This window comes from Blautia sp. Marseille-P2398, assembly GCF_964240315.1.
Classification (GTDB): domain Bacteria; phylum Bacillota; class Clostridia; order Lachnospirales; family Lachnospiraceae; genus Blautia_A; species Blautia_A wexlerae.
Genome location: NZ_CAXSTD010000015.1, coordinates 15,841 through 28,218 on the forward strand (window position 1 = coordinate 15,841; position 12,378 = coordinate 28,218).

At 38.8% G+C, this 12,378-nt stretch carries 11 protein-coding genes and 1 pseudogene; all 12 read right to left on the reverse strand.

The genetic code is table 11. The annotated features are described in order from the left end of the window. Positions 1–19: 19 nt before the first annotated feature. Entirely contained in the window at positions 20–589 is a 570-nt protein-coding gene (lepB, locus tag ACESZG_RS15320; RefSeq protein ID WP_008708256.1) for a signal peptidase I, read from the reverse strand. Positions 590–1,297: 708 nt separating this feature from the next. Next, entirely contained in the window at positions 1,298–2,857 is a 1,560-nt protein-coding gene (locus ACESZG_RS15325) for an aminotransferase class I/II-fold pyridoxal phosphate-dependent enzyme (RefSeq protein WP_082809100.1), read from the reverse strand. An 800-nt stretch (positions 2,858–3,657) separates the two neighbouring features. Further along, positions 3,658–4,905 carry a 3-isopropylmalate dehydratase large subunit gene (locus ACESZG_RS15330; protein ID WP_055054264.1) on the reverse strand — a complete coding sequence of 416 codons (1,248 nt, stop codon included), beginning with the start codon at positions 4,903–4,905 and terminating at the stop codon, positions 3,658–3,660. Between the two features lie 18 nt (positions 4,906–4,923). Next, positions 4,924–5,415: a 3-isopropylmalate dehydratase small subunit 1 gene (locus ACESZG_RS15335; RefSeq protein WP_022380260.1), complete on the reverse strand. Its 492-nt coding sequence runs from the start codon at positions 5,413–5,415 to the stop codon at positions 4,924–4,926. Between the two features lie 245 nt (positions 5,416–5,660). After that, on the reverse strand, positions 5,661–6,911 hold the full coding sequence (locus ACESZG_RS15340) for a 3-isopropylmalate dehydratase large subunit (protein ID WP_008708262.1): 1,251 nt from the start codon (positions 6,909–6,911) through the stop codon (positions 5,661–5,663). Position 6,912: 1 nt separating this feature from the next. After that, on the reverse strand, positions 6,913–7,395 hold the full coding sequence (gene leuD / locus ACESZG_RS15345; protein WP_008708263.1) for a 3-isopropylmalate dehydratase small subunit: 483 nt from the start codon (positions 7,393–7,395) through the stop codon (positions 6,913–6,915). A 159-nt stretch (positions 7,396–7,554) separates the two neighbouring features. Further along, positions 7,555–8,745, reverse strand: coding sequence for a phosphopentomutase (locus ACESZG_RS15350; protein ID WP_008708264.1), 1,191 nt, complete (start codon positions 8,743–8,745; stop codon positions 7,555–7,557). Positions 8,746–8,866: 121 nt separating this feature from the next. Then, on the reverse strand, positions 8,867–9,310 hold the full coding sequence (gene cdd, locus ACESZG_RS15355) for a cytidine deaminase (protein ID WP_008708265.1): 444 nt from the start codon (positions 9,308–9,310) through the stop codon (positions 8,867–8,869). Positions 9,311–9,328: 18 nt separating this feature from the next. After that, positions 9,329–10,114 carry a uridine phosphorylase gene (udp, locus tag ACESZG_RS15360; protein WP_128868202.1) on the reverse strand — a complete coding sequence of 262 codons (786 nt, stop codon included), beginning with the start codon at positions 10,112–10,114 and terminating at the stop codon, positions 9,329–9,331. Positions 10,115–10,330: 216 nt separating this feature from the next. Next, positions 10,331–10,762: pseudogene (locus ACESZG_RS15365) on the reverse strand (hypothetical protein); the annotation flags it as partial. 114 nt (positions 10,763–10,876) lie between these two features. Next, complete coding sequence (locus ACESZG_RS15370; protein ID WP_202020224.1) at positions 10,877–11,164, reverse strand: DUF1214 domain-containing protein; 288 nt, start codon at positions 11,162–11,164, stop codon at positions 10,877–10,879. 40 nt (positions 11,165–11,204) lie between these two features. Next, on the reverse strand, positions 11,205–11,996 hold the full coding sequence (locus ACESZG_RS15375) for a LytTR family DNA-binding domain-containing protein (protein WP_178004801.1): 792 nt from the start codon (positions 11,994–11,996) through the stop codon (positions 11,205–11,207). Positions 11,997–12,378: the final 382 nt, after the last annotated feature.

Consider the following 12,378-nt stretch of genomic DNA (forward strand, 5'->3'; position numbering starts at 1 on the left):
AAATATGGAACCGTCACGATTATTTTACAGTTCCTATCTTATTTAACGGCCAGTAACGAACTGCTACTTCTGCCTCTATTGCATCTTCCTCTACAAACGGATTTTGCCAGTATCTGGAATCCATACTGTGGTTTCTGTTATCTCCTAACATGAAATAACATCCCTCCGGAACTGTATACGGTCCAAAGCTTCCTTCCGGTGTTTCCGGACAAAAGCTGTCATCCAGCGGTTCTTCGGAATCATTGATATACACTTTTCCATCTACAATGTTTACTGTTTCTCCCGGAAGACCAATTACTCGTTTTACAAAAAGCTGAGATGGATCATCCGGATATTTAAATATTACAATATCAAATCTTTCCGGATCATCTTTTATATATGCCAGACGATTTCCAAATACTCTGTCACCTGTCATAATTGTTTCTTCCATAGAACCTGACGGCACTCGTGCATTAATATATACAAAGTGTCCCAACAGAAACGCTATAACAAAGACTGCAATGATAATCTTTGCATAGTCCCACAACTCCCTCCACACAGACCTGCTTTTGTCTGACTGTTCTGTCTGGTTTTTTTCCTCATTTTCCATTTTTCGTCATACCTCCAGAAATTTATATCACAGCATCATTTGATGATATCAGGGGCAAAATACTTTTAAACCTAACCTCATTTACTGTTATCAGAATAATAACTATTTCGCAAATAACGCATTAAACATAGTTTATCACATCTGATAGTTATTCACCACTTAATTTTTTATAAAATTTTGTCACTATTTGATTCTTGGTTATTGTTCACTCCGTTCTCAGCAACACGCTTCGCGATGCAGGAAATATGAACCTCCTTGTGCAATGCCCAAGGAGTATCGTTTGCTTCGCAAACTTAATTTATGCTAATCGCATAAATTCGCGCGGTATGTCTTGGGTTTTCTGTGACCTTCGCTCACAAAAAACACCTCACGGGATATTACCAGTGAACAGTAACGATTCTTGGACAATCTTGTCAGCACATTATGTTTCACGTGAAACAAACATATTGTCTTCCTATAGTAATTCCACAATTTAACCGAATCAATTAAGTCCCCTGCGAAGGTTGCGAAAAGCAATAAACAATGGGTGAGGACTTGCTTGTATCAGGAGAAATGTAAACTCCTTCTGATAAACTGCGAAGCAGTTATTCGATGTAGAGCTGCGTAGCAAAATGGATGATTTTATCCGTTTGACCAAAAGTATTTATAATATCAGGAAATGGGTACTATGTTTCACGTGAAACATAGTACCCATTTCTCACTGACAGATTATATTTCCTGCTGGTAATATTCCAGAAAATCTCTGATTTTGCCGGCTGCTTCTTTTAATACTTCTATTCTTGGTAAATAAACCACTCTGAAGTGATCCGGCTGATGCCAGTTAAATCCACCGCCATGTACAAGCAGAATCTTCTTCTCTTTTAATAAATCTAATGCAAATTTCTCATCATTTACGATATTAAATTTCTTTGTATCAATCTTAGGGAACATATAAAATGCAGCTTTCGGTTTCACAGCGGTAATTCCCGGAATATCTGTCAGCGCATTATAAATAAATTCTCTCTGCTCATAAATACGTCCACCAGGAACAATATAACTCTCCACACTCTGATGTCCGCCCAATGCAGTCTGAACAATTGACTGCGCCGGTACATTAGAACAAAGTCTCATATTAGAAAGCATCTTGATTCCTTCTATATAATCTTTTGCAACTGCCTTATTGCCACTGAGAATCATCCATCCGATTCTAAAGCCCGCGATCATATGTGATTTGGATAAACCGCTGAACGTTACACAGAATAAATCCGGAGCCATTGAAGCAATGGAAATATGTTCTGCTCCGTCCATTACAAGACGGTCATAGATTTCATCAGAGAAAATGATCAGATGATGTTCTCTGGCAATATCTACTATCTGTTGTAATACTTCTCTCGGATACAACGCACCAGTCGGATTATTCGGATTTATAATAACGATTGCTTTTGTTCTGCTAGTAATTTTCTTTCTGATATCATCCATATCCGGATACCATTCTGCCTGTTCATCACAAATATAATGTACTGCTTTTCCACCAGCTAAAGTTGCACATGCTGTCCACAACGGATAATCTGGAGATGGAATCAAAATCTCATCTCCATTATCTAACAGAGCTGACATACTGAGATTAATCAGTTCACTGACGCCATTTCCCGTATAAATATCTTCAATAGATACATTAGGGAGCTTTTTCAATTGTGCATACTGCATAATTGCTTTTCTGGCAGAAAATAAACCTTTTGCAGGGGAATATCCCTCACACTCTGTCAACTGCTGTCTCATATCATAAATCACTTCATCCGGTGTTCTGAATCCAAACGGTGCCGGATTTCCGATATTAAGTTTCAAAACCTGAGTTCCTGCATTTTCCATACGTGCAGCTTCTTCTACAACCGGCCCTCTTACATCATATAACACATTATTCAGCTTAGACGATTTTTTAAATTCACGAACCTGTGCTTCCTCAACTGCCTCTCTGTCATTTTCTTTCATATTATTATAATTGTAATCAAATTTCATATTTTCCATTTGAAATCCTGCCTCATTTGTCTCTTTCTTTAAAGTGTCTACAGATACATCGGTTCCTTTCAGCCATTCAGTTTCTACTCCTAATGTTGTCGCCAGAAAATTAAGAATTTCTGATCTGGGAGTTGTTTTTCCACTCAGATACTGGCTCACATGACTCTTTCCAAGTTTCACGCCCTGCTCTGCCGCCTTTTTTACAAGGTCGATCTGCTTCATATTCTTCTGTTCCATTGCTTTTTTTAATCGTTCAGCAAATATATTATTCATAAATACTATCTCCGTTCTCTGTAAAAAACAAATTATATTGTTATAATCAATGGTTATTGTTATATTTCTTAATTCTTTCGCATATATGTTATAGAAAGAACAAATATATTATATTGTTTATACGGGAATCAAAATACATACAGGCATCCAAACATTAATTAAGTTCAAATGTATTTCTTTCAGTATCATACGCGAATATATGTTCTGTTCATTTTTAAATCCCGCATTTTATCAGCTTTTTCAAGTTTTTTTCTTTGCTATTATACTATAATTGAACTAATAATTCAACGGTAAATTTTATTATTTTCAATTTCATCAGCAATGTTCAACTTTTAGTTTATTTTGCAGTTCATTATTAATTGAACCATATTGAACATGTTAATTGTTTTTATTACGCTGGTTCAATTAGTTTAATTTATATTTTGAACTATGCATTGAACCAGAATTTAACTTTTCTTATTTCAGTTCAATATATGTTCAATTTTAAGTTCAAAAAGCACATGTTTTCGTCGGAGATCAGACTCACACTGGACAATTCTGTCTGAGAAACTTTTTCTATGCAATCAAATTTACAGGCTTTTCCACGCCTTTTCTTTCCTTATTATCCCATTATCCCGTCAGATAATTTATTATGTGATATGAAACATATCATAGTGTCGTTCTCTGACAAAAAATAAGTCCACTGCTTACTCCTTTTATAAATAATGCAGTGGACTTATCCGTTAATTTTATTCTTTTGTTATTCTGTAGTTTCGTTGCTCATCTGTACATTTTATATCGCATTGATTTTATTGTACGTTTTATTTCTCTGGATTTACAATTTTACCAGCAATTGCACACGCTGCTGCTGTTTTTGGTGATGCAAGGTAAATCTCTACCTTAGATGTTCCCATTCGACCAAGGAAATTTCTGTTATTTGTAGCTACTACACGTTCACCGTCGGTAAGGATACCTCCTGCACGTCCACAGCATAATCCACATCCGGGATGTGTGATCATTGCACCTGCTTCTGCCAGAGTATCCATAATTCCCTCTGCAATTGCCTGACAGTATATTTTACGACTTGCAGGAGTTACAATCAATTTAACGTAATCTGCTACCTTTTTGCCCTTTAACACCTCTGCTGCAGCTCTGAGATCCTCCAGACGGCCATTTGTACAGGAACCGATAAATACCTGATCTATTTCTGTTCCTTCAAGCTCACTTACATTTTTAATCTTATCTACCTGAGACGGACATGCCATAACCGGTACAAAATCCTCTGCGCGATAAGTGATTGTTTTCATATAGGTTGCATCTTCATCTCCTGTAAGGCTCTTCTGGAACTCATTTAACTCTATGTCACAATATTCTGCAGTTTTTTCATCCGGTGTAAACAGCGCACATTTTGCCCCTGCCTCAATCGCCATATTTGCCATAGTCATGCGGCTTGCTACTGTCATATTCTTTACTGTACTGCCGGTAAATTCAAGTGCTCTGTATGTTGCTCCATCAGCTCCCAGATCACCGATCAGACGCAGGATGATATCTTTGGACATAACATTTTCCGGAAGTTCTCCCTCGATCACAACCTTAATTGTCTCAGGAACTTTGATCCACATAGTTCCTGTTCCCAGAATACTTGCCATCTCTGTATATCCGATACCGGAAGAGAAAGCGCCTACACATCCGTAGGTAGTGGTATGGCTGTCTGTACCAAATACAATATTTCCCGGTTTTACATAACCTGCCTCTGTCATTAACTGGTGGCAGATTCCATCACTTCTGTGAACATTTTTCATGCCATATTTCCTGGCAAAAGCATCTCCCGCATGGAAATGTCTGGTATCATCTAACTGACTTGCAGGAACCAGATGGTCATATATGAGTACTGCTTTATCTGGATCCCAGAGCTTCGTAAAGCCCATTTCTTCAAACTTTTCTGCTACAAATGGAATAAATATATCATGAATCATAACCCTGTCTACATTGACCGTTACAATGTCTCCAGGCTTTACTGTTTTTCCAACATTGTTTCTTATAATTTTCTCAATAACTGTCTCGCCCATTTTCCTCTCCTTTCCAAATCAATCCAGCCCATTCAGTTTGCGCATGGCTTTTACAAGTCCGCCAGCCTGAATAATGCTCATCAGATTTTCCGGAAGAGAAGCAATCGGGTACTGTTTTCCATTGTAATCTACATGTTCATTCATTACCACAGTGACTTCATCACCTTCTTTGATATCATCATGAAGATCTGGCTGCTCGATCAGTAACAGACCATTATTAATAGAATTTCTGAAGAAAATTCTCGCAAAAGATTTGGCAATTACACACTGAATTCCCAGTGCTTTGATAATTTCCGGTGCCTGTTCTCTGGAAGAACCACATCCAAAGTTCTTTCCTGCAACAATAATGTCGCCTTTCTGAATCTGTCCTGCCAGTTCCGGACGCAGAGGACTGAATCCGTACTGTTTCATATCGTCGATTGTTTTCAGTGCGAGATATTCTGTTGGAATAATAATATCTGTATCAATGTCATCATCCAGAACCCACACTTTTCCTGTGAATTTTTCCATAATCTTACCTCTTATCTTCTATCTTCACTTGTAACTGTTCAGTACTTTCACAGTCACAAGTTAAAATTCATTCAAACGAATTGTGATATACCATACCGAATAACTACTCCGCAGTTTATCAGGATGAGCTTGCTCTCCTCCTGATACAAACAAATCTCCACCTGCTGTCTATTGCTTTTCGCGACCTTAGCAGGAAATTTACTTGATTCGGTTAAATGTTTCACGTGAAACATTTATAATTAGCATCACACCTCACTTGCCAGCGCAATCTTTCCTGTAATGGCAGATGCTGTAACAGTAGCTGCTGATCCCAGATATACTTTGGAGCTTGGGTGTCCTGCACGACCTTTGAAATTACGTGTTCCTGTACTGATCAGAACTTCGTTCTCACCGATCACACCCTGACAGCTTCCCCAGCATACACTGCAGTTCGGATTCATAACAATGGCTCCAGCCTCCATAAACGTGTCAATAAGCCCCTCTTTTAATGCCTGGCGGTAAATAGTCTGGCTTGCAGGCACAACGAGAAATCTGACGCCCTCAGCAACCTTCTTGCCCTTGATGATTTCTGCACCGACACGCAGATCTTCAATACGTCCGTTGTTACAGGATCCCAGAAATGCTTCATTGATTTCAATTCCGCAGGCTTCTTCTGCTGGCACAACATTGTCTACAAAATCAGGTTTCGCAACTACAGGACGGACTTTTGATAAATCAAATGTATATTCTCTCGCATAAACTGCATCCGGATCACTGTGATATACAGCCTTTGGCTCACGTCCATGTTCTTTCAGATATTCAATAGCTTTCTCATCTGCTTCAAAGATACCTGTCTTTGCACCGGCTTCTACTGCCATGTTGCAAAGCGCCATACGATCACTGATACTGAGTGTTTTCGCACCCTCGCCTGTAAATTCCATTGCCTGATAGTTACATCCATTTGCTCCGATTTCCCCAATGATTGTAAGAATCAGATCTCTTGCGTAAACTCCTTCCGGAAGTTTACCTGTCAGATTAAATTTTACGCTCTCAGGAACCAGTACCCATGAAGTACCTGTTACCATACCATAAAGGAAATCTGTACATCCTACGCCTGTTCCAAATGCACCTAATGCACCGTATGAACAGGTATGGCTGTCTGCACCAAAGATCAGTTCACCCGGACGGACATAATTCTCGATCATAACCTGATGGCAGACACCTTTTCCTTCCCAGAAATCAATGTTATGTTCTTTTGCAAAATCTCGCATCTTCTTCTGAGATGCTGCTGTTTTCGGGCTATCAGATGGTACATTATGATCCACGATAAACACCAGCTTGCTTGTATCTGCAATGTGCGGATTTTTCAATTTATTGTTATACATATCAACCGTAAGATGTGTGGTTCCATCATTACTCATGAGACGATCGAGTTTAACTGTATGGATATCTCCCGGTTTTACGCTGTCAACACCTGCTGCCGCAGCAATAATCTTTTCTGCAATTGTCATTCCCATTTTACTTCTCCTCCTTGTTCAGAGATGCGATCAGACCACCCTGATTCAAAATATTCTGCATATATTCCGGAAGCTTTGTACAGGAATATGTTTTTCCGTTAGCTTCAACTGTTCCCTCTGACATATGAAGAACCATCTTATCTCCGGTATTTACTTCGTCCGGAAGATCTTTACAGACAATTACCGGCAGACCAATATTAATAGAGTTTCTGTAAAAGATTCGAGCAAAAGATTTTGCTACAACTGCCTGTACTCCCAACGCTTTCAGAACACCAGGCGCCTGCTCTCTGGAAGAACCACATCCAAAGTTTTCTCCACCTACCACGAAATCTCCCGGTTTTACTTTCTTTGAAAAATCCGGATCCAGAGATTCAAATGCATGACCTTTCATCTCATCCAGATTAGGAAGTAGCAGATACTGTGATGCTATGATCTGGTCTGTATCCAGGTCATTATGAAATTTAAAAATTGTTCCTGTTTCCATAAAAACTGTTTCCTTTCTGTATCATTTTATCTTTTTACAATTTATCACTTGTCTCTCTTTAACGATTTAGTCAGATAAATTCTTTTCCTATTTTAGCACAAAAGACAGGAGATTGAAAACGCCTGTTTTCAATATTCCTGTCTTTTTTTACAATCGTTATTACATTAACTCTTTTAAAACAGAATGTCCAATTGTTCCCTCAGGCATTGGCACTCCAAAATTCTCCGCCACAGAAGCACCGATCACAGCAAAAGTATCTTCGTCTTTTATCGCACCGCCATTTTTCATTCTCTTTGAGTAAGCAATGAATGGTACATATTCTCTTGTATGGTCAGTTCCTGTATAAGTCGGATCATTTCCATGATCTGCAGTGAGAATAAGCAGATCATTCTCTCTCATTTCTTCTAACAACACACCCAGATTTTTGTCAAATTTCTCAATCTCTTTTCCGTAACCTTCCACATTTCTTCTGTGTCCCCATAATGCATCAAAATCTACAAGATTAACAAAACATAACCCTCTGAAATCTCTCTTGCAGATTTCAATTGTCTGCTCCATTCCATGTACAGAGCTGTCTGAATGATGAGTTTCTGTAATGCCTTCTCCGCAAAAAATATCATGAATCTTTCCAACACCGATCACATCAAATCCATGATCTTTCAACACGTTTAACGTGGTAAGTCCGGTGGGTTTCAATGCATAATCATGACGGTTACTGGTACGTTTAAATTCACCTTTTTTCTTACCAATGTACGGTCTTGCAATAACTCTGCCAACTCTCCATTCGTCCTTCATGGTAATTTCTCTTGCAATTTCACAGCAGCGGTACAGATTCTGAAGATCAAAAGTTTCTTCATTTCCGCAAATCTGAAGAACAGAATCTGCTGAAGTATAAACAATCATTGCACCCGTCTGAATCTCCTCTTCGCCCAGTTCCTCAATAATCTCCGTTCCGCTTGCGCTCTTGTTTCCTATCACTCTTTTTCCGCATCTTTTCTCCAGTTCTGCGATCAATTCCGGCGGGAATCCTGTTTCTGTAAAGGTTTTAAATGGTTTTTCTGTTTTGATTCCCATCATCTCCCAGTGTCCGGTCATGGTATCTTTTCCATTGCTAGCTTCACCCAGATGCGTATATCGCCCCTTGGGATTCTCAACACCCGCCATTTTTCCTGCCGGATGAAGATTCAGCATTCCCAGTTTTCTAAGATTTGGAATCTCCAGAGAACCCATTTTCTCAAGAATATGTCCAAAAGTATCCACCCCGATGTCACCAAATTTTGCTGAATCCGGCATTGCCCCGATCCCCAGAGAATCAAGTACAATTACAAAAATTCTGTCGTAATTTTTCATTTATGTTTACTCCTTCTCTTACATTTTATTAATCGCTGACCTTTTCCTGTTCCCTTTTATTCGTCATTCACTTTTTTTACTTTTCGCAATTAAAAATCACTTGCAATGATGGGCGTTTACCTTATATTTCTCGGGAATTTATCAGATTTCGTAGTCCAAATCCCAGCGGTAGCAAATCCTTCAGTGTGTAGATATCATAATGCTCTTTATCTATTGCCAGAATAATCCGAAATGTCTCCGGATCACAGAACTCCATCATTACCTGACGGCAGACACCACAGGGAGCTGTATACTCTGTCAAAATCCCATCTTTTCCACCCACAATACAAATTGTGTCAAACTCCCTGACGCCTTCGCTCACTGCTTTGAAAATTGCAGTTCGTTCTGCACAGTTCGTAGGTGTATATGCTGCATTTTCAATGTTACACCCTGTATAAATCTGTCCGTTTTTTGTAAGTAATGATGCACCAACCTTAAAATTTGAATAGGGTGTATAAGAAAATTTGAGCTGTTCCATTGCAGTCTCAATCAGTTTGCTGATCATTGATTTTTCCAGATTCTGCATTCTCTGTCACCTCCGTCCTTACAGAACTTGTCCCTGATCTTCTTTAATCATTCTGCGGATTGCCTCTACAGCTACCCGGATTGCCATGTCTGTGTCATGTACAACCGGATTCTCAAGACCCAGCTTCTCTCTCTCCTGATTTGCCAATACCAACAGACAGGAACCCATCCTCGCCCTGAGTTTACCGGCTACGATGAAAAGTGCCGCGGATTCCATTTCAGAAGCAAGACATCCCATTCGTTTCCAGGCTTCCCATTTATTGATCAACTCATAACCTGCCGGCATTGCTTCCGGCTCATGCTGTCCATAGAAAGAATCTTTGGACTGTACCACACCTGTATGATATATAAATCCTTTCTCATTCGCAGCTTCAACAAGAGCATTGGTCACATCCAGATTTGCCACTGCCGGATATTCAATTGGCGCATATTCTCTGCTTGTTCCTTCCATACGTACTGCTGCTGTTGCAATCACAATGTCTCCACTTTTTATTTCCGTCTGCATTCCACCACAGGTTCCGATTCTGACAAAAGTATCCGCTCCGCAGCGATACAGCTCTTCCATTGCAATGGACGCTGATGGGCCACCAATACCGGTTGACGTTACACTGACCTTCACTCCATCCAGTGTTCCTGTATAAGTGATATATTCCCTGTTGTCTGCGATCAGCACAGGATTATCAAAATACTGTGCAATCTTTACACATCTTTTCGGATCTCCCGGAAGGATCACATAACGGCCCACTTCACCTTTTGCCACTTGAATATGATACTGTCTGTTTACATCTTCTGAGTAATTTTTCATAATCATCCCATCCTTTTCGTTTTCACGTGAAACATCGGTTGCCACTGTTTAACAATCCTCTTAATTAATGCATTTAAGACAGTTCAACAGGATTTCATGTTCTGATGAGCTGAATCAATATACATTATTTACAAGAATTACTATAGTATCTTCCTTTTATTATGATTATAAATCATATACCTGTATGAGAAAAGTTCTTTTTTAGACCTGAATCCAATTTCCTGAAATTAAATACAGGATAATTACCCCTATACCGGTAACTGCAAAGACTGCATTTCTGATAATAGATAATTTCATATTTCCTTCATCTGTACACCAGTTATTCTGCGGAAACATACATATCACAATTCTGACAACTGCGGATATCCATATGATAGCTTTAATTATTACCGGTATTTCAAATTCCGGGAATGTAAATTTCCAGATATACATCAGAATAATATAAAATACTGTCATTGTAATTGACGATACCTGCAATCCAATTCCCAGCTGTCTCTTTATTTTATCATTAATTCCACGCACTGCTCTTATAATTCTTGGCACCAGATGAAAAGCATCTCCTCCGCAAAGTGTCAATGTTAATATTCCATAAAGAATAAATAACATATTTCCCTGTGAGAATATAAAAAATAAAATTGCACTTATTAGCCAATCGTAAAAAACATCAAAATACTGAGAAACTCTAAAAATATAAAACGAAAATAAAGCCCCCACAAACAGGGAGCTTTATTTTTGTTTCATATTTTTTTAGGCGTAAAATACTTAATTCGCCTTTGATGGATCAATTTCTGTAATGGTCGGTACTGTCCAGATCTCCAGGGCCTCCATATCAGGCGTATAGATACGCATATACAGATGGAAACCTCCGTCACCTACAGGAAGCCAATTTGTGGTATCCTCCGGTGCATCCTTAGACAGAATAACATCAACGGAATCATCATCTTTCACTTTCAGACCGGAACGGTCATTTATGCAGTAACAATCAATAGGATTATCAATCAGGAAATCATCAAGCTGTTGCGAAATGACATTTTTATTGCGGTAAATCAACACGATAAGCGGTAAAACAACATTCCTTTATAATATTTCTTTATATAGTGGGATTACTTTTCAAAGCAACTGCAGCCAACCTGACCAGATGATTTTCTTCACTTATAGATTTCATTTGGTCTGCATTAAATAAAATGCATCCACAGTGTCCCGGAAATGTAGGAAAACATATAATTTTCAGATTGGTATCTATTTCCGGACTATAGTCCATGATTTCCAGTGTTTCACCGTACAAGGTGGCGCGTTCATAAACATGAAGCCATTTTGCGTCCATATTGGAGAAAAGGCTGGAAAAGGAATTCCCGATCATCTTGTCCAACGGCAGCTTTTCCAGTGTAGCCAAGGCTTCATTCCCATATCGAAAGATCCAGTCCACTGCCTTTTTTTCTTCATTAAATACCATTTCTATATCCGTAAATGCAAACGGGAGACTATCACATATTTTATAATATTTGCCATATTCTTCCGGGGTCAGCGGCAGCTTTTTTTTACTGATCTTTGCAATCATAAGCTCCTGTTTTTTCTGCAGTTCTTCTCTGAGAGCCTTTTTCTTTCTCTTTGTATAGCAGATTTCCTCTCCATTAGACAGTAAAATTTTATCTCCAATATTACTGATTGCAGACACAGCGATCATACAGCCACGTTTTACCTCCATAAACCCTTCATTCAACTGCTTCTTCAATGCTTTCAGTGTCATTCGGCAACGATAAACACTTCCATCAAACATATGAATCGTACAATGATCATCTGACATGATCACATAAAGAATGTCTGCACACCGGATAGCAATCTTAGTACGATTAAAAGTTACTGTAATAAATTCCTGCTGCATAGCTGATTCTCCTCTTATAAGTAAAAATCTACGATTACTCTTTCTTCTTCATATACATTGTTTTGCATCCTGCACTCAATTCGTATTATAACACTTTCATCGGTCAGTTCTGAGTATTTTTATATCTCTGAATAAGGGATAACACCAGAACGAAACCCAAATGTTAGCTAAAAAATACTTCTTTTTTGTGGAAAATCATTACACGAACGTGATCAGAAAATAAGAAAAGCGTTCGTTGTCAGCTAATCCAGCTAACATTTCGAACGCTTTGAAGCCCGTCCATAAGAGGATTTGAACCTCCGACCCCTCGCTTAGGAGTTCATCCTGGTACAGAAAACAGCTTGCATTCTATGTCAATCAAAGTCATTCAAAGCCTTGATTT

What these genes read in the sequence shown, in the direction of transcription:
- ACESZG_RS15335 (WP_022380260.1), bottom strand. Translation starts at nt 5,415, where the DNA reads ATGGAAAAATTCACAGGAAAAGTGTGGGTTCTGGATGATGACATTGAT.
- lepB (WP_008708256.1), bottom strand. Translation starts at nt 589, where the DNA reads ATGGAAAATGAGGAAAAAAACCAGACAGAACAGTCAGACAAAAGCAGG.
- ACESZG_RS15330 (WP_055054264.1), bottom strand. Translation starts at nt 4,905, where the DNA reads ATGGGCGAGACAGTTATTGAGAAAATTATAAGAAACAATGTTGGAAAA.
- ACESZG_RS15325 (WP_082809100.1), bottom strand. Translation starts at nt 2,857, where the DNA reads ATGAATAATATATTTGCTGAACGATTAAAAAAAGCAATGGAACAGAAG.
- leuD (WP_008708263.1), bottom strand. Translation starts at nt 7,395, where the DNA reads ATGGAAACAGGAACAATTTTTAAATTTCATAATGACCTGGATACAGAC.
- ACESZG_RS15375 (WP_178004801.1), bottom strand. Translation starts at nt 11,996, where the DNA reads ATGCAGCAGGAATTTATTACAGTAACTTTTAATCGTACTAAGATTGCT.
- udp (WP_128868202.1), bottom strand. Translation starts at nt 10,114, where the DNA reads ATGAAAAATTACTCAGAAGATGTAAACAGACAGTATCATATTCAAGTG.
- ACESZG_RS15350 (WP_008708264.1), bottom strand. Translation starts at nt 8,745, where the DNA reads ATGAAAAATTACGACAGAATTTTTGTAATTGTACTTGATTCTCTGGGG.
- cdd (WP_008708265.1), bottom strand. Translation starts at nt 9,310, where the DNA reads ATGCAGAATCTGGAAAAATCAATGATCAGCAAACTGATTGAGACTGCA.
- ACESZG_RS15340 (WP_008708262.1), bottom strand. Translation starts at nt 6,911, where the DNA reads ATGGGAATGACAATTGCAGAAAAGATTATTGCTGCGGCAGCAGGTGTT.